The organism is Flavobacterium sp. FG68 (genome assembly GCF_057808895.1).
Map to the genome: position 1 here is coordinate 71103 of NZ_JBMDIY010000010.1, position 19294 is coordinate 90396.

At 33.3% G+C, this 19294-nt stretch carries 14 protein-coding genes; 12 read left to right on the forward strand and 2 right to left on the reverse strand.

Annotation, left to right across the window (positions count from 1 at the left end; translation table 11 throughout):
• The first annotated feature begins 51 nt into the window (after positions 1 to 51).
• The 5 genes from ACODSB_RS08550 to ACODSB_RS08570 all read left to right on the forward strand — a co-directional run bounded on the left by ACODSB_RS08550 (position 52) and on the right by ACODSB_RS08570 (position 8298).
• The gene (locus ACODSB_RS08550; protein ID WP_488936737.1) at positions 52 to 4542 is read left to right on the forward strand and encodes a translocation/assembly module TamB domain-containing protein; all 4491 of its coding nucleotides are present in this window, start codon (positions 52 to 54) and stop codon (positions 4540 to 4542) included.
• A 310-nt stretch (positions 4543 to 4852) separates the two neighbouring features.
• Complete coding sequence (gene pfkA, locus ACODSB_RS08555; RefSeq protein WP_053470187.1) at positions 4853 to 5839, forward strand: 6-phosphofructokinase; 987 nt, start codon at positions 4853 to 4855, stop codon at positions 5837 to 5839.
• Between the two features lie 94 nt (positions 5840 to 5933).
• Positions 5934 to 6938: a type I glyceraldehyde-3-phosphate dehydrogenase gene (gene gap, locus ACODSB_RS08560; protein ID WP_053470186.1), complete on the forward strand. Its 1005-nt coding sequence runs from the start codon at positions 5934 to 5936 to the stop codon at positions 6936 to 6938.
• Between the two features lie 123 nt (positions 6939 to 7061).
• Positions 7062 to 7913 (forward strand): N-acetylglucosamine kinase, encoded by an 852-nt coding sequence (locus ACODSB_RS08565; protein WP_053470185.1) that lies wholly within the window; start codon positions 7062 to 7064, stop codon positions 7911 to 7913.
• Positions 7914 to 7923: 10 nt separating this feature from the next.
• Positions 7924 to 8298 carry a methylglyoxal synthase gene (locus tag ACODSB_RS08570; RefSeq protein WP_053470300.1) on the forward strand — a complete coding sequence of 125 codons (375 nt, stop codon included), beginning with the start codon at positions 7924 to 7926 and terminating at the stop codon, positions 8296 to 8298.
• On the opposite strand, the gene ACODSB_RS08575 is transcribed toward ACODSB_RS08570, so the two are convergent.
• Positions 8279 to 8659 (reverse strand): RidA family protein, encoded by a 381-nt coding sequence (locus ACODSB_RS08575; RefSeq protein WP_056202992.1) that lies wholly within the window; start codon positions 8657 to 8659, stop codon positions 8279 to 8281. The genes ACODSB_RS08570 and ACODSB_RS08575 overlap by 20 nt on opposite strands.
• A gap of 25 nt (positions 8660 to 8684) precedes the next feature.
• Positions 8685 to 11387: a putative LPS assembly protein LptD gene (locus tag ACODSB_RS08580; RefSeq protein WP_053470299.1), complete on the reverse strand. Its 2703-nt coding sequence runs from the start codon at positions 11385 to 11387 to the stop codon at positions 8685 to 8687.
• Positions 11388 to 11469: 82 nt separating this feature from the next.
• Here ACODSB_RS08580 and ACODSB_RS08585 point away from each other — a divergent pair, with 82 nt between their 5' ends.
• From ACODSB_RS08585 to ACODSB_RS08615, 7 genes are all read left to right on the forward strand, one after another.
• Positions 11470 to 12585 carry an N-acetylmuramoyl-L-alanine amidase family protein gene (locus ACODSB_RS08585; protein ID WP_053470298.1) on the forward strand — a complete coding sequence of 372 codons (1116 nt, stop codon included), beginning with the start codon at positions 11470 to 11472 and terminating at the stop codon, positions 12583 to 12585.
• 52 nt (positions 12586 to 12637) lie between these two features.
• Positions 12638 to 13600: an MlaD family protein gene (locus ACODSB_RS08590; protein WP_053470183.1), complete on the forward strand. Its 963-nt coding sequence runs from the start codon at positions 12638 to 12640 to the stop codon at positions 13598 to 13600.
• 5 nt (positions 13601 to 13605) lie between these two features.
• The gene (locus ACODSB_RS08595) at positions 13606 to 14937 is read left to right on the forward strand and encodes a 4Fe-4S dicluster domain-containing protein (RefSeq protein ID WP_488936738.1); all 1332 of its coding nucleotides are present in this window, start codon (positions 13606 to 13608) and stop codon (positions 14935 to 14937) included.
• 123 nt (positions 14938 to 15060) lie between these two features.
• The gene (locus tag ACODSB_RS08600; protein WP_053470181.1) at positions 15061 to 15852 is read left to right on the forward strand and encodes a (Fe-S)-binding protein; all 792 of its coding nucleotides are present in this window, start codon (positions 15061 to 15063) and stop codon (positions 15850 to 15852) included.
• A gap of 117 nt (positions 15853 to 15969) precedes the next feature.
• Complete coding sequence (locus ACODSB_RS08605; RefSeq protein ID WP_035646965.1) at positions 15970 to 16452, forward strand: hypothetical protein; 483 nt, start codon at positions 15970 to 15972, stop codon at positions 16450 to 16452.
• Positions 16453 to 17451: 999 nt separating this feature from the next.
• Positions 17452 to 18588 (forward strand): N-acetyl-alpha-D-glucosaminyl L-malate synthase BshA, encoded by a 1137-nt coding sequence (gene bshA, locus ACODSB_RS08610; RefSeq protein ID WP_488936739.1) that lies wholly within the window; start codon positions 17452 to 17454, stop codon positions 18586 to 18588.
• Positions 18589 to 18616: 28 nt separating this feature from the next.
• Positions 18617 to 19039 (forward strand): protease complex subunit PrcB family protein, encoded by a 423-nt coding sequence (locus tag ACODSB_RS08615; protein WP_488936740.1) that lies wholly within the window; start codon positions 18617 to 18619, stop codon positions 19037 to 19039.
• Positions 19040 to 19294 lie beyond the last annotated feature (255 nt).

The window sequence follows — 19294 nt, forward strand, 5'->3', positions numbered from 1 at the left end:
AAAAGAGTTAAGAAAATAGTATCCAGAACCCTGATTGGCTTAATTTTACTTTTGCTGATACTTGCTATCACTCTTTCTCTGCCTGTCGTACAGACAAAAATTGCTGACTATATTACCGAAACTTTAAATACGGATTTTAAAACCAACATTAGTGTTGATAAAGTAGCCATTAATATTTTTGGCGGTGTAAAACTTAAAAAAGTCCTGATTTTAGATCATCATAAAAAAACGATGATTTATTCTGATATTATTTCTACCGATATTTTAAGCATCAAACGACTTGTCGACGGCGATTTACTTTTTGGCGACCTTCGTTTAACGGGTTTGATTTTTAATATCAAAACCTATAAAAACGAAGACGAAAACAATATTAATAAGTTTATTAAATTGTTTGAAACCAAAGAAGAAAAGAAACAATCAGGCAAACATTTTCTTTTTACGGCCAAAAATGCTTACATAGAAAAAGGAAACTTTTCTGTTGTAGATGAAAATAAAAGAACGCCTCAGTTTTTAGATTTTAAAAAACTAAACGCTTATATCAGCGATTTTAAATTATACGGACCTGATGTAACGACTATAATTCACAGGTTTTCATTTCAGGACCACCGCGGTTTGTATGTTTCTAATTTTACAGGGAAATTCAGTTATACCAAAAAAAGGATTCAGGTCGACAATTTAGCGATAAAAACCAAAAGATCTTCAATTTACGGAAAAGCAATTTTAAATTATAAACCTGGCGATTTTCTTGAATTTACAGATAAAGTTCAGTTTAATGTAGCGTTAGATTCGTCTTCAATTGCTTCAAACGATATTCGTTATTTTTATGACGGATTAGGTAAAAACCAGCATTTTAAAGTTAGGACTAAAATAAAAGGAACTTTAAATAACCTGAATTTAAACCATCTTAGACTTACGGATACAAACGGTTCGAAAATTTTTGGAACAATCAATTTTAGAAATCTTTTGGGAACAAAAGAACAGAAATTTTCTATGGACGGAAAGTTCGATAAATTGATTTCAAGTTATGATAATCTGGTGGTTTTGCTTCCGGGTGTTTTAGGCAAAAAACTGCCGAAAGAACTAAAAAAAATTGGGAAGTTTAATATTGTCGGAAAAGCAAAAGTCTCCACAACAGATTTAGAAACCGATTTTAAAATGGCAACTGATTTAGGAAACGGTAAAGTCAATCTTCATATGAATAATATGGATTTTATTGATAAAGCTTCTTATTCAGGAAATATAGTTTTAGATAATTTTAATGTCGGCGCTTTATTAGATCGAAAAGATATAGGAAGAACAACTTTAGATGTTGATGTTGACGGTGTTGGTTTTACAGAAAAATATCTGAACACGATTGTAAAAGGAGACATTGCAAAATTAGATTACAATAAATATACGTACAGTAATATTGTTGTAAATGGTAATTTCAAGCTTCCTTATTATAAAGGACAAATCTCTGTAAATGATCCAAATCTAAGCCTGACATTTGACGGTTTGGTTGATTTAAGTAAAAAAGAAAGCCGTTACGATTTTCACATCAATGTCGAAAACTCTGATTTGCGAAAACTGAAATTCATCAATGATTCTATTTCTAATTTTAAAGGTGATGCTGTTGTTCAGTTAACCGGAAATTCGATCGAGAATCTTCAGGGAAATATTTATATTAAAGATGCTGTATATCAAAACCCAAAAGCAACATATGCTTTTGATGAAGTTACGGTAAGCTCCAATTTTGATGCAGACAGACTTCGTACCATAACCATTAATTCATCGGATATTGTTGAAGGTAAAATTGTAGGTAAATTTCAATTTGCACAATTGGATAAACTGGTAATGAATTCTGTTGGAAGTCTATATACCAATTATAAACCATTTAAAGTTAAAAAAGGACAGTTTCTGCATTTTAACTTTCATGTATATAATAAGGTTGTCGAAATGCTGTATCCTGAAATGACAATTGATTCAAGTACAGTAGTTCGTGGAAAAATAGATTCAGATTTACAGGAATTTAAATTCGGGTTCCGATCAAAACAAATCAGCGCGGCCAAAAATACTTTCGATAATATCAGAATCAGCATTGACAATAAAAACCCGCTTTATAATGCTTTCATTGAGTTAGATAGTATCAAAACGCCGTATTATAAAATACGAGATTTCAATTTAATCAATGTAACATCAAAAGATACTTTGTTTGTACGTTCTGAGTTTAAAGGCGGCGACAAAGGTCAGGATTATTTCAATCTCGATTTGTATCATACTATTGATAAAAACAAAAATAATATAGTCGGCATCAAGAAATCTGAAATGAAGTTTAAAGACTATTTATGGTATTTAAATGAAGATGCGAAGAAAGACAATCAGATTGTTTTTGATCAGTATTTTAAAAACTTCACGATTGATAATATTGTATTGTCGCATGAAAACCAGAAAATTGATTTAAACGGTGTCATTAAAGGAAAAGATTATAAAGATATTGTCCTCAATTTTGAAGATGTTGATATCAATAAAATCACACCTTTTAATTCCAAATTTGTTTTCAACGGAAACTTAAACGGAAATATAAATTATAAGCAGAATAAAGATGTTTTTCAGCCCACGGCAAATATTGTAGTCGATCATCTTAATTTAAATAAAGTCGATCTGGGAACTTTGAATTTTGATATTTCCGGAGATCAGAGTTTTAGAAAGTTTACTATAAATTCTTCGATTGTAAATGGTTTTGCCGAGTCGTTTAGGGCAAACGGAACTATTGCTGTCGAAAATAAAGAGACATTTTTAGATTTAAATTTAAAACTCGAAGGATTTAATCTGGCAACATTAGGAACTGTTGGCGGAGATGTATTATCAAATGTACGAGGTTCTGTTTCTGGAAATGCCGCTGTTGTGGGGAATTTGAAAAAACCGGAAATCAACGGACGTTTGTATGTGGAGAAAGCCGGAATGACAATTCCGTACCTAAATGTTGATTATGCATTAAGCGACAGAACGGTTATTGACTTAACAGATGAAAAATTCCTGTTTAGAAACAATCAGTTAACTGATACAAAATTCGGAACAAAAGGATTGCTGAACGGAACAATTGAGCATCATAATTTTGGAGACTGGAAATTAGATTTAACCATAACTTCAAAACGATTATTGGCGCTTGATACAAAGGACAGCGAAGATGCTGCGTATTTTGGAACAGCATTTATAAACGGAACGGCTAGTATAAAAGGCCCAACAGAAAGTTTATTTATTAAGGTTGATGCCAAATCTGAAAAAGGAACAGAAGTTAAAATCCCGATTAGTAACGTACAAAATTCGAGTGAAAGCAACTGGATTCATTTTGTAACGCCAAAAGAGAAATACAATTTATCTAAAGGTATTGTTGAGAAAACCCGAAATTATAACGGACTTGAATTAGAGTTTGATTTTGATATTACGCCAGATGCGGAGGTTGAAGTAATTCTCGACCGAAATTCCGGTCACGGTATGAAAGGAAAAGGATACGGATCGTTATTATTTAAAATCAATACGCTGGGTAAATTTAATATGTGGGGAGATTTCCAGGCATACGAAGGAACATATAACTTTAAATACGGTGGTTTAATTGATAAAAAGTTTGCGGTTAAAAAAGGCGGTTCGATTATTTGGGAAGGAAACCCAATGAAAGCCCAGCTGAATTTAGAAGCCGTTTACAAAACATCAGCAAATCCTGCGGTATTATTAGATAATTCTTCTTTCAATAAAAAAGTTCCGGTAGAAGTCGTAATTGGTTTAAGAGGAGATTTAACAAGTCCTGAACCTAATTTTGATATTCAGTTTCCATCCGTAAGTAACGTTTTAAAATCGGAAATACAATATAAGTTAGATGATAAAGATGTGCGCCAGACGCAAGCTTTGTATTTATTATCGACTGGTTCATTTATGAGTCAGGACGGATTTAATCAAAGTGATTTATCTGGAACATTTGCAGAAACAGCGGCGAGTTTATTAGGAGGCATTATTAAATCAGACAATGACCTTATTAATATAGATTTGAATTTTATATCGGCAGACAGAAGAATAGGGCAGGAAGCAGACGGACAGTTTGTAGCCAATATTTCATCACAGATTAATGAACGAATTTCGATAAATGGAAAAGTAGGGGTTCCTGTTGGCGGAGTAAACGAATCTGCTATTGTTGGAGATATTGAAATTTTGTATAGAGTAAACGAAGACGGATCAATGAACCTTCGTTTGTTCAATAAAGAAAATGACATTAATTATATAGGACAAGGAATTGGTTATACACAGGGAGTTGGTATTTCGTATGAAGTCGATTTTGATACTTTCAGCGAACTGGTCAATAAGCTGTTTAAAAGCCATAAACTGGAAAAAGCGATAAAAAATTCAGATGATTTTCAGGATTCTAATTTAAATCCGGATTTTGTTAATTTCAACAACAATAAAAAAGAAGCTGAAAAGAATAAAAAGAAATCAGAAAAGGAAAAAGAAGAGGAAAGTAAACCAAAACCTCAAAACAATAATGAAGGTCTGATTCCTGACAACGATTTCTAACACATTGTTAAAAAAGAGTATAAAAAAACCATTCGCCGCAACGAATGGTTTTTTTATGACTAACTTTAGCGTTTTTAGTAATTTTTTGCTAAAGTGCTGTTCTTTATATTTTTATAACACTTCATTTAGGTATTGTTATTTTTAAAGAATTAATTAAAAAATGGGGTATTTATTATTTTAAATGAAATTTTTGGTATCAAAAAACTTATTAACGAAAACGTTTGAATTTAACATATTTTACTAATTTATTATAAACATAACCCGAAAAGTGCTGAATGTTTGCTAAATTTACAACTTTAATACTTAAATAATGTCAAAAACAATAAAAAAAGTAGGTGTTCTTACCTCAGGAGGAGACTCACCAGGAATGAATGCTGCAATACGATCTGTTGTTCGAACATGTGCTTATCATAATATAGAATGCATAGGAATTTATAGAGGGTATCAAGGAATGATAGAAGGCGATTTTAAAGAAATGGGCCCTCGAAGCGTGAATAATATTGTAAATAAAGGAGGAACGATCTTAAAATCAGCTCGTTCTGTTGATTTTAGAACACCGGAAGGAAGAAAAAAAGCGCACGAAAATCTTTTAAAAGCCGGAATTGATGCTTTAGTAGTTATTGGCGGAGACGGAAGTTTTACCGGAGGTTTAATCTTTAACTCAGAATACAATTTCCCGGTAATGGGAATTCCAGGTACAATCGATAATGATATTTATGGTACAAGTTTTACTTTAGGTTACGATACTGCTTTAAATACTGTTGTTGACTGTATTGATAAAATTAGAGATACTGCAAGTTCACATAACCGTTTATTCTTTGTAGAGGTTATGGGTAGAGATGCAGGTCACATCGCACTTAATGCCGGAATTGGTGCAGGTGCAGAAGAAATCCTTATTCCTGAAGAAGATTTAGGTCTTGACAGATTATTAGACTCTCTTCAAAAAAGTAAAGCTTCAGGAAAATCATCAAGTATAGTTGTTATTGCCGAAGGTGATAAAATTGGTAAAAACGTATTCGAATTAAAAGATTACGTTGAAGCTAATTTACCGGAGTACGATGTACGTGTTTCTGTTTTAGGGCACATGCAGCGTGGTGGTTCACCATCTTGTTTTGACCGTGTTTTAGCAAGCCGTCTTGGTGTAAAAGCAGTAGAATCTTTAATTGAAGGAAAATCAAATTATATGGTTGGTCTTAAGGAAGATAAAGTTATTTTAACTCCGCTTGAGCAGGCAATTAAAGGTAAATCTGAAATTGATAGAGAATTATTGAGAGTGTCAGACATCATGTCGACATAATTATATATAATAAAGTTTAAAAGAGAAGAAGTTTATTGTGAGGAAATTAGACTTTGAATTAGTATAATAAAAACAAAAGCAAAAATTTAGTAAAATGTCAAAAGTAAAATTAGGAATAAACGGATTTGGACGTATCGGAAGAATCGTTTTTAGAGAGTCTTTCAATAGAGATAATGTAGAAGTAGTAGCGATCAACGATTTATTAGATGTAGATCACTTAGCTTACTTATTAAAATATGATTCAGTTCACGGTCGTTTCAACGGAACTGTAGAAGTAAAAGAAGGAAAATTGTATGTAAACGGAAGAAATATCCGTATCACTGCAGAAAGAAATCCTGCTGACTTAAAATGGAATGAAGTTGATGTTGATGTAGTAGCAGAATGTACTGGTATCTTCACAACTATCGAAACTGCAAATGAGCACATTAAAGGTGGTGCTAAAAAAGTTATCATTTCTGCTCCATCTGCAGATGCTCCAATGTTTGTAATGGGAGTTAACCACGAAACTGCAAAAGCTTCTGATTTAGTAGTTTCTAACGCTTCTTGTACAACAAACTGTTTAGCTCCATTAGCTAAAGTTATCCACGATAATTTTGAAATCGTTGAAGGTTTAATGACTACTGTTCACGCAACTACTTCAACTCAAATGACTGCTGACGGACCTTCTAGAAAAGACTGGAGAGGTGGACGTGCAGCTGCAATTAATATCATTCCTTCTTCAACAGGAGCTGCAAAAGCGGTTGGAAAAGTAATTCCATCTTTAAATGGAAAATTAACTGGAATGTCTTTCCGTGTACCTACTGCTGACGTTTCTGTAGTTGATTTAACTGTAAAAGTTGCTAAAGAAACTTCTTATGAAGAAATTATGGCAGTTTTGAAAAAATCTTCTGAAACTGATTTAAAAGGTATCTTAGGATTTACAGAAGATGCAGTTGTATCTCAAGATTTCATTTCTGACAAAAGAACTTCAATCATTGATTCTACTGCAGGAATTGGTTTAAATTCAACTTTCTTCAAATTAGTATCTTGGTATGATAATGAGTACGGATACTCAAGCAAATTGATCGATTTATCTGTACATATTGCAGGTTTAAAATAATATTATATATTTTTACAAAATCCCGTTATCACCAAGTAACGGGATTTTCTTATTTTGTTCTGTCTTTAATTAATGTAAAAAACACACTTATTTAAAGAAAAACTAATTCAAAAAACAAAAAAAATGAAATTAATAGTTGATAGTGGATCTACTAAAGCCGATTGGATTGCAATTGATGATAATGGAAAAGTATTATTCACGACACAAACCTTAGGATTAAATCCTGAAATTCTTGACGGACCTGAAATCATTTCAAGATTGAATGACCGTTTTGATATTTTACAAAATAAAAAAAATGCAACACATTTGTTCTTTTACGGAGCAGGTTGTGGAACAGACAGAATGAAAGAATGGTTAAAACAAATCTTTCAGGAGTATTTTACTAACGCAATTGTTGACGTTCAGGAAGATACTTACGCGGCTGTTTATGCTACAACTCCAAAAGGAGAAGAAGCAATCGTATCGATCTTAGGAACTGGTTCAAACTGCAGTTATTTTGATGGAAAAGTATTGCACCAAAAAGTTCAGTCATTAGGATATATCGTAATGGATGACTGCAGCGGAAACGTTTTTGGAAAAGAATTAATTAGAAAATACTATTTTAATAAAATGCCTAAGGAATTAGCGGTTGAACTTGAAAAAGAGTACGACGTTGATCCTGACTTTATTAAAAACAAATTATATAAAGAACCAAACCCAAATGCTTATTTGGCAACTTTTGCTAAGTTTTTAATTAAACATAAAGACACAGAATTCTGCAGAAAAATTATTTTCAAAGGAATGAAATCTTTCGTTAAAAACTACATCAAACAGTTTGATAACTGTAAAGAAGTTCCTGTGCATTTTGTAGGTTCTATTGCTTTTTATCTGAAAGATGAATTACAAGAAACTTTCGATAAATACGAGCTTAAATTAGGAAACGTGTTAAGAAGACCAATTGACGGTTTAATTGCTTACCATGTTGCTAACCAATAGTTCTGGATTTATGGAAATTGCAATTATTGCGCATGACGGTAAAAAAGCAGATTTGATTGATTTTTTGATTAAGAATGAAGCAGTTCTTCATAATGAAAAAATCAGACTTATTGGTACCGGAACAACTGGAGGAAAAGCGGAAGCAGCGGGATTTAAAACCCAAAGAATGCTTTCCGGACCTTTAGGCGGTGATGCGCAGATTGCAGGCAGAGTAGCGGAAGGAATTACACAAATGGTTTTCTTTTTTAAAGACCCATTATCAAGTCATCCGCATGAAGCTGATATTAATATGCTAATTCGTGTTTGCGATGTGCATAATGTGCCGCTGGCAACAAATGAAGCAACGGCACAATTATTATTAGATGCTATTGCACTGCAATTATAGAGATCTCAACATTTACATTTTTTGGCAGACATGCCACTTGAACCGTTTCACGTGCTGGAGCGGTTTTTTCGTTAAAATAAGAACCGTAAATAGTGTTAATAGCACCAAAATTGTTCATATCCATAATGAAGATTGTTGCTTTTACGACATTTTCAAAAGTCATATCAGCCGCTTCTAAAATAGCAGCAATATTCTCCATTACTTGTTTAGTTTCATCATTGATGTTATCAGTAACAAGTTCTCCCGAAGCCGGATTTATAGCAATTTGACCAGAAGCATAAAGTGTATTTCCTGATAATACGGCTTGATTATATGGTCCAATAGGAGCCGGAGCCTTTTCTGTAAAGATTATTTTTTTCATGATAAATTTATTTTAAGTCGACGAATTATCGATTAGAAGTACTGCGTTTGTTCCATTTAATGTCACTCAGCATACCAGATTTAATTCCAATGAAGAAGTTCCAGTTAGCATTTGGTCCCATCGGATTCCAGTTAAAAGCCATTCTCCAGCTTAACAAATCTCTTTCAAAACGGAATTGAGTAAAAGTAACCCCTTTTTGAACAAAATCATAACCGGTAGAAACTCCGCCTTTCCATTTAGGCGTAATATCCATATTGGCAGAAATCATAATAGAGTTTCCGGATATTTTATTTTCTCTGGCCGTATTAGAATAAGTAAGCGAATACGCCATTGTCATATCCCAAGGAATTTTTGAACTAAAAAACTCACTTACAACATCTTCGTCGCGTTCCGGTTCATTAGCAAACTGACTATTTCGGCTGTCATTTAAGTCCGTATTTGTTCCAAATAAGTCGTCATTACGACCACCATTTCGCTGACTTTGCGTATTTTTTTCTTTTCCGGTTCCCTTATTCGAGAAAGAATAATTCATGGTAAGGTTGGCACTTGTCATTCTAAACAAACTTCCGCCATTGTCAATATTATACTTGTTTATAACATTTCCTGCATTGTCAATCGCATAAGGATTTAAAACAGCCCCAAAATTGACATTCATTTTATTGTCAAAAAACTGCGTTCCTCCGCTTACTACAATTGGCTGCCAGGCTAAAGCCTTTTTTCCGTCAGCACTAAAATTATAACTTGTATTGAAGTTTAAATTGTTCAACAGCATTATCTTCTTAGGTTCAGTTTTCGTGCTGTCCTTGTCTCTTACTTTGGCTTCAAAAGTGTTACTTAATGAAAAACCTACAATGTTTGAATTGCTTTGCCCAGGCGCGCCGTAAATACCATTTGCAAATCGCGAATATTCATCGGTCGAAATTTTACCAGAGGCATCAACCGTATAATGCTCATAATATTGATCAAAACTTGGCGTATACGAATACGTAAGACTCGGCCTCATAACGTGACGAATAGACTGAATCCTTTTATCTTCTCCAAAATTGAATGTACCGTAAATAGTAGTTCCTAAATTGGTGCTTAAATTGTATGTTCTGTATGAATCAAAACCATTTACTGTTTTATCGGCAACTTGTCCTTTACTATCATCAAAACCTTTTTTAATAGTTTTTGTTACCCAGGTTTCCTGATAGTTTGTTGATGCTCCGGCACTAAAATATTTGAATACTTTAAAGTTAGTACTTATCGGAATAGAGTGCTGCATACCAATTTGTGCGTCTCTGAACATTTGAGGCTTAAAAAACAAGGAATCATAAGTAGTGATGTTGTTTTTACCTGTTACATTGTATTGTAAGTTGATGTTTTTAATAAACCCTTTTTTAACCCCGTCTTTTCCAACAAAAGGATAAATACGGTCAATACTTCCCTGAAGGTTAGGAAGACTCATCTGGATTTGCTCCGTTTGTGTATTTTGCTGATGCGTAGCAGACAACGAAATACGAGAACCCGGAATGGTATTAAAAGTTTTGTTATATGAAATAGACGAACTTAATGTATTGTTCAAATTTGACCCAACGTTAGCCTGATTAATAGACTGTTTAAAGTACTTACTACTACCCATGTTCACAGATGCACTAAAACTTGAGTTAGGATTTGATTTTGTGTCTTTTGAATGCGACCACTGAATATTGTAAATATTTTGTTTGGAATAATCAGGATATCCTCTTTCGCTGCTAATTAAATTCTCAAATCGAATATTAACATTTCCTCTATATTTATATCGGGTTGCATACGCCGATTCAAAACGCATGGCGTAACTACCATTGGTATAATAATCCCCCAAAACCGTCAAGTCATAATTATCGCTTAAAGCAAAATAATAACCACCATTTTGTAAAGAGAAACCTCTGGTATTCGAATCGTTATAACTTGGAATAATAATACCTGAAACGCTTTTTTCCTGACTCAACGGGAAATAACCATAAGGCAAAGCCAGCGGAGTAGGAACATCGGCAATAACCATTTGTGTTAAACCAGTAACAATTTTTTTTCCGGGAACAAATTTTATTTTGCTTGTTCTAAAGTAGTATTCCGGATTGTCAATATCCTGCGCCGTTGTAATACGGGCACCTTTTAGATAATAAACAGAGTCATTTTCTTTTTTAGTAACCGCAGCTTTAATATTTAATTCACCTTGTTTGGTTCTTGAATTATAAATTAATGCTTTTTTTGTTTTAAAATTAAAGCGGATAGAATCGGGCTGAACCTCACTCGAACCTTGTTTAAAGTTCGGGTACTGCACTAAAACTCCGGCAGAATCTTTAATTCTTCCGGCATAAACTTCATCCTTTTCATAATTCAAAACAATTATACCGGATTTTAGTTCAACATCTTTGTAGTATAATTCAGCTTCGTTGTATAAAGTAATCAGTTTTTTCTTCTGATCGATTTTTGCGTAATCTTTTGCCTTGTATCTAACCTTGCCATCCAGGAAAGTCTTGGTTGGTCTGACAGTATCTAATTTTATAGTGTCATTTTGAGTTATTTGAGGCTTATCTGTTTGTTTTGCAGCTGGTAAAGGCTTTTTTTTAGATTTTATCTCTTGCGAATATAAATTACCACATCCCATTGTTAGGAAAAATGATATTAAAACGATATTAAATAAGTTTGTCTGCAAAGGTTTAAATGCTATTTTTGTAAAATTATGGCTTGTTTTTTGACATGTCAAACTTACATATAATTTTTTGGCAAAAATAATCAATTGTAAAAATTATAACAGCTGCGTTTTATTAAAATTAACTTTAAGATTTATGAATAGATTAAATAAAATTAAGGTAATCTTTACCTTTTTTCTAACAATAGCGTCATTTTGCACATATAGCCAGTCAAATGTTTTTAAAGTAACACTTGATGCCGGACACGGAGATCACGACTTTGGTGCCGTTTACAGCGGGCGGATTGAAAAAAATATTGCTTTGGCTATTGTACTGAAAGTAGGGAAAATTTTAGAGCTTAATCCAAACATTAATGTAATCTATACTCGTAAAACAGATGTCTTTATTGATTTGGTCGAAAGAGCCAATATTGCAAATAGAGCCAATTCTAATATTTTTGTTTCTATACATTGTAATGCCAATAAAAATACCGCAGCAGATGGTACCGAAACGTATGTAATGGGTTTGAGTAAAGTTGCATCAAATCTTGAAGCGGCGAAAAAAGAGAACTCGGTAATTACTTTAGAGAAAGATTACAAACGTAAATACGATGGTTTCGATCCAAATTCTCCAGAACAAATGGTTGGAATTACTTTAATGCAGGAAGAATATTTGGATAATAGTATTTCGTTAGCAAGTAAAATTGAAGACAATTTTGAAAGACTTGGAAAAAAAATCAGACAAGGTGGTGTAAAACAAGCACCATTTATGGTACTTCATAAAGCGTATATGCCAAGAGTTTTAGTTGAAACCGGATTCGTATCTAACCCAACAGAAGGAAATATTTTAAATTCTGAAGAAGGACAGGATGATATCGCAAAAGCAATTGCAGAAGCTATTTTGAGTTACAAAAGAGAATATTTTGGTTCAGGAACTTCAGAAGCAGTTGAAGCTAAACCTGTAAGAGATACTTCGACTCCAAAGAAAGTGGTGCAGACACCTGCGCCTGCAGCCCCAAAAGGAACATTCTTTAAAGTACAGCTTATTGCAAGTATTAAAAAAACACCTTTAGAACCTAAAAATTTTAAAGGGCTAAAAAATGTAACAATGATCTACGAAAACAATATTTATAAATATTTCTATCAGGAAACTTCGGATTATGAAGCTGCGAAAAAATATCTGGAAGAAGCTAAGAATAAAGGATATGGCGCAGCATATTTAATAGCAACTAAAGACGGGGAAAAAATCAATATTCAGGATGCGATTAAATAATCGTCACAAGTTCGAAATATTATACTAATTTTGTAACAAAACACTTAGAATTTTGAAACTAACAAGAGAAATTAAAACGGCTGTATTAGTCATAGCGTCTATTTTATTATTTATCTGGGGCTACAGTTTTTTAAAAGGAAAAGACCTTTTTACCAATTATAAAACATATTATGCTGAATATGACAATGTTGAAGAATTGGCACAATCAGCGCCCGTTACTATAAACGGACTAGTAGTAGGTAAGGTAACTAAAATTACAATCAGTGAAACAACAGGGAAATTATTAGTTGAACTTCAATTAAAAACAGATTTTCCAATTTCTAAAACAAGTAAAGCATCTTTATATTCCGGAAGCTTAATTGGAGGAAAGCAAATTGCCATCATTCCAAATTTAGCAGATAAAGAACTGGCAGAAGACGGACAGACACTGGAGTCTGTTGTTAAGCTGGGATTAACGGAATCTTTAGGTGGTAAAATTGAGCCAATTACAATTAAATTGGATAAAATGCTCTTAAATATTGATAATCTTGTTACGGGATTAAACAATGTTTTAGATCAAAAAACACAGCAGGATTTAAAGAAAACTTTAGCAGAATTGAGTCAGACAATGGAGCAGTTTCACAGAGCTTCGGGAAGTATCAACAATATCTTAGATACAAACAAAGGCCAGATAAACGGAGTGGTGACAAACTTTAATAAAATGTCAAGCAACTTCAATAAAATATCTGATTCTTTAAATAAAGCCGATCTTGGAAAAACAGTTCGTAACCTAAACCAGACTTTAGCAAAAGTAGATGGTATCATGGCCAATTTAAATTCTGGAAAAGGTACAGCAGGGAAATTGTTAAACGACGATGCGCTTTACAACAACCTTTCAAAAACTTCAAAAGAGCTTGAATTGTTATTACAAGATGTTCGACTTTATCCAACACGTTACGTAAACGTTTCTCTTTTTGGGAAGAAAAACAAACCTTATGTAGCACCGGCAGAAACAAATTCAACTGATAAAAAATAATTGTAATGAGTTATTTAGATAATATTTTATTCGCCATACTTCTTGTCGTAGGTTTTGGTTTTTTTGCAGCGAGCGTAAAAAAAATCATCCGCAACATTAATTTAGGAGTTGACGTAGATAGAAAAGATAATCCTAAAGCTCGTTGGAAAAACATGGCTTTGATTGCTCTTGGGCAGTCAAAAATGGTGAGACGCCCTGTTGCCGGAATACTCCATATCCTGGTATATGTAGGTTTTGTAATTATTAATATTGAACTATTAGAAATTATAATCGATGGATTAGCCGGAACTCATAGAATTTTCGCCCCTTATTTAGGCGTAGTTTATGATGTTTTAATTGCTTCTTTTGAGATATTAGCCATACTTGTAATTTTTGCTGTTACCGTTTTCTGGATCAGAAGAAATTTTATCAGACTGAAACGTTTTATACATTCTGATTTAACAGGATTCCCTAAAAGCGATGCAAACTACATTTTGTATTTTGAGACTGTTTTAATGATCTTGTTTTTATTAATGAACGCTTCTGACCTGCATTTGCAAAATGTTCCGGGAGCCGTTTTTCATAAAGCAGGAACTTTTCCGGTAAGTCAGTTTATTGCTCCAATTTTTAATGGACTTTCAAACGAACTGGTTGTACTATTGTTTGAAGCTTTTTGGTGGCTGCATATTGTGGGTATTTTGATTTTTATGAACTACTTGTATTTCTCAAAACACTTACACATACTTTTAGCATTCCCAAATACATACTTTGCAAATTTAAAACCAGAAGGCCAGTTTGATAACTTAGCATCAGTTACAAAAGAAGTGAAGCTGATGATGGATCCAAACGCAGATCCTTTTGCAGCGGCTCCGGTTGATGAAAATGCAGCTCCGTCTAAATTTGGTGCAAGCGATGTTCAGGACTTAAACTGGGTGCAGCTTTTAAACGCTTATACGTGTACAGAATGTGGTCGTTGTACATCTTCATGTCCGGCGAATCAAACAGGGAAAAAATTGTCTCCACGTAAAATTATGATGGACACAAGAGATCGTTTAACCGAAGTTGGAAAAAATATAGATGCCAATAAAGGTGTTTTTGTTCCGGATAATAAAACATTATTAAACGATTACATCACACCAGAAGAATTATGGGCTTGTACATCATGTAACGCTTGTGTAGAAGAATGTCCCGTAAATATTAGTCCGTTGTCTATTATTATGGATATGCGTCGTTATTTAGTGATGGAACAGAGTGCTGCGCCAATGTCACTGAATGCAATGATGACCAATATCGAAAATAATGGTGCACCATGGCAGTACAGCCAGCAGGACCGATTGAATTGGAAAAACGAGAATTAGAAAAGAGTTTAATCGGTTATTTGTTTAACCGTTTAAGTGATTAAAAATAGTAAGGTTTTTAGTAAGGTTATCATAGAGAGCGATTAACCAAATAACAATTAACCGATTTAACAACAAAAGAAGATGTCAGAAAGTTTAGTAGTGCCAACAATGGCAGAAATGCTAGCCCAGGGAACACAGCCAGAAGTTTTATTTTGGGTAGGTTGCGCAGGGAGTTTTGATGATAGAGCAAAAAAAATCACAAAGGCATTTGTACGTATTTTAAATCGTACCAATGTTTCTTTTGCAGTATTAGGTACAGAAGAGAGTTGTACTGGAGACCCTGCAAAAAGAGCCGGAAATGAATTTTTGTTTCAAATGCAGGCCATGATGAATATCGAGGTTTTAAATGCATATGAAGCAAAAAAAATCGTTACCGCTTGTCCGCATTGTTTTAATACCTTAAAAAATGAATATCCTGAATTAGGTGGAAACTATGAAGTTATTCATCATACTGAATTCCTAAAGTCATTAATTGATGACGGAAGACTTACGGTTGAAGGCGGGCAGTTTAAAGGAAAGAAAATTACTTTCCACGATCCTTGTTATTTAGGAAGAGCCAATAAAGTATACGAAGCACCAAGAGATTTAATCCAGAAATTAGACGTTGAATTAGTAGAAATGAAACGTTCTAAAGCAAACGGATTATGCTGTGGAGCAGGTGGAGCGCAGATGTTTAAAGATGCTGAACCTGGAAACAAAGAAGTAAATGTGCTGCGTACAGAAGATGCTTTAGAAGTTCAGCCGGATATTATCGCTGCCGGATGTCCTTTCTGTAACACGATGTTAACGGATGGAATTAAACATGCTCATAAAGAGGGTGAGGTTAAAGTAATGGACGTTGCGGAGTTAATTGCGAATGCGCAGGATTTATAAAAGATTCTGAGTTGCTAAGGTTCTCAGATACTAAGTTTTTAACTTGAAACATGAAACCTTAAACCTGAAACAATTCAAGAAATCTAAAATCAACAATCTAAAATCTAAAATTAAAAAATGTATATACCTTTTGAAAATTTACCTGGTGAATCAAGAGTTTGGATTTACCAATCGAACAGAAAATTTTCTGAGGAAGAGTTTTCTGAAATCGAAACAGATTTAAAAGCTTTTGTAGAGCAATGGGCCGCACACGGAACTAGTCTTGAAGCGTCATTTTTGCTTAAATACAATCGTTTTATAATATTAGCCGTAAATCAGGATGTTCAGGCTGCTACAGGTTGTTCTATTGATAGTTCGGTAGAATTTATTCAAGGTTTAGAGAAAAAGTATAATGTCGATTTGTTAGACAAAATGAATGTTACTTTTAAACTTGGAGAACATATTGCACACAAACCATTAATTGATTTCAAGAAAATGGTAAAAGATAAATCAGTTTCTGAGAATACTATTGTTTTCAATAATCTGGTAAACAATATCGAAGAATTCAACGAATCCTGGGAAGTTCCTGCTGCCGACAGCTGGCACAGCAGATTTTTCTAAGAGAAATTTATAATATATTTGAAAAGGCATGAAATTTTAGATTTTGTGCCTTTTTTTGTTTTAATTGTTTCAAGTTTCAGGTTTCACCAAAGTTTGTCATTCCGAGGAGATTGTTAAACCCGACAGGTTTTTAAAACCTGTCGGGTTTCGTTGCGTAATATTTGTGAGTTTTTTTGTTTTTTTACGTAAAGTTTGTCATTCCGAGGAACGAGGAATCGCACTAGAGAATCTACAAAGATTGACGATTATGTTTGCGAAGATGGATTAAAATCCATCCCTACAATATAATTTGTTCCTACGGAACGCTGCATATAAAATTCCGAAGGAATGATTTATTTTGGAGTAATGGATTTTAATTCGTTGAAGACATAGTAAAACCAATTATCATTCCGAGTAACTAGGAATGACAAGAATATCTAATTTTAATAATTTAATATTAAACATGAGGAAAGTTTTGAGTATTTGTAGCGTTTTGTATTTTATTTGGACTTCAATAATACTAACCTTAATTTTTAATGGAAAAATAGTTTTCGGACAAGGAATTGGAGACATGTTTTATGTAATATTATTAGTCATTTTGCAAATTATATTCGGGTATATTTTTTTTCTAAACATTAAAAAGAAAGTTACTTTACCTTTAATAGTGACAATTTTATTAATCGTATGTGTCTTGCTGTTTACCTTGAAAATGACAATTTATAGAGGAATAGAGTATCCTTGGAACGGTAGTGTTTTTTTTGAATAGAAATTATTTAAATTATTTTCTTATAAAAACAAAACCCTCTAATATAGCCCCAATGGAAGCGGTATCCTTTTTCTGGCTTTTTAGACAGAAAAAGATATAGCAAACAGCGGGACTACTGGTCTTTTTTGCAGATATTGTACTGCTTCTAAAAATATTTATCAACCAGATTTAATCTAATTTTGTCGAAAATCTAACAATTTAAAAGCCTAATTAAAGGTGATTTTTGAGTACTTTCGTAGAATTAAATTTAATACATGAAAATAGCAATAGTTTGTTATCCAACATTTGGCGGTAGTGGTGTAGTTGCTACAGAACTAGGTCTCGAATTAGCCAGACGCGGACACGAAATACATTTTATAACTTACAGTCAGCCAGTAAGATTAGCGCTTTTAAATCCTAATGTTCATTATCACGAAGTAAACGTTCCTGAATATCCTTTGTTCCATTATCAGCCTTATGAATTGGCTTTGTCAAGCAAATTGGTCGATATGGTGAAATTATATAAAATAGAAGTTTTACATGTGCATTACGCTATTCCGCATGCTTATGCGGGTTATATGGCGAAACAAATGCTAAAGAATGAAGGAATTAATCTTCCGATGATTACAACGCTTCACGGAACAGATATTACGCTTGTTGGAAACCATCCGTTTTACAAGCCAGCGGTAACTTTTAGTATCAATAAATCAGATTATGTGACTTCGGTTTCGCAGAGTTTGAAGGATGATACGTTGAAATTATTCAAAATCAAGAATAAAATTAAGGTAATCCCGAATTTTATTGAATTGGATAAAGTTAGAAAAGATCCAACGGAACCTTGCCACAGATATGTTATGGCAAAGGAAAACGAGCGAATCGTAACACATATCAGTAATTTTAGAAAGGTAAAACGTATTCCGGATATTATCAAGATTTTCTATAATATTCAGAAAGTAATGCCTGCTAAATTAATGATGGTGGGTGATGGTCCTGAAAAAGAAAGAGCAGAGGTTTTATGTATGGAACTGGGAATCTACGACAAAGTAATTTTCTTTGGGAACAGTAATGAAATCGATAAGATTTTATGCATGACTGATTTGTTTTTACTTCCGTCAGAAACTGAAAGTTTTGGTTTAGCAGCATTAGAAGCAATGGCTTGCGGAGTTCCTGTAATTTCAAGTAATTCTGGAGGTTTACCGGAAGTTAACTTTGATGGTGTTTCAGGATATTTAAGTGATGTTGGAAATGTCGATGAAATGGCGGCAAATGCAATCAAAATCTTAAAAGACGATGAAACTTTGAATGAATTTAAAATCAATGCATTGGAAGTTGCCAGAAAATTTGATATCAAAAACATTCTGCCTAAATATGAAGCTTTGTATCAAAGAGCAATTGACGATTATAAAGAATAGAAACATTAATTTTAAAAATTTGAACGTAATGAAAAAAGTAATTTCGGTTTTAGTAATTTTTGTTTTGATTTCCTGCGGAGCTAAAAAAACGACAAGTTCAACGGCTTTATATGAAGTTTTAACTGAACAGTCTGACGGCGGGGGAAATATTAAATTTTTCGAAATTCTGACAGAACCTAACGAGATCAAAATGCTTCAAAATGATCCGCTTTTAGCTGCTAAAATGAAGCAGACTGATATTGCCAATTCTAATTATGTTATTCTCAACATGGGTGAAAAAAACACAGGAGGATATTCTATTGGAATTGAAAAGGTTGAAGAAACGGATAAGAACATTATCATTACCGTAAAAGAAAAAAATCCTGCTCCGGATGCAATGGTAACGCAGGCTATAACTTATCCTTACACGGTTGTAAAAATACATTCTAAAAAGGAGATTGTTATTAAGTAATAGTTATTAGTTACAGGTCAAATGTAAGGCTAAGCGTAGTCGAAGCCCTTTTTGCTTTGTAAGCCTTCGACTTCGCTCAGGGTGACAATTGTTTGATTATTGTTAATAGTTAAATAATAAAAGTTAGAGATCAAATGTCATGCTGAGCGAAGTCGAAGCCTCTTTTACCTCTAAAGCCCTTCGACTACGCTCAGGGTGACATTAGCTTTAATCAAAACATAAAAAAAACCTGTCGCATTACAACGACAGGTTTCT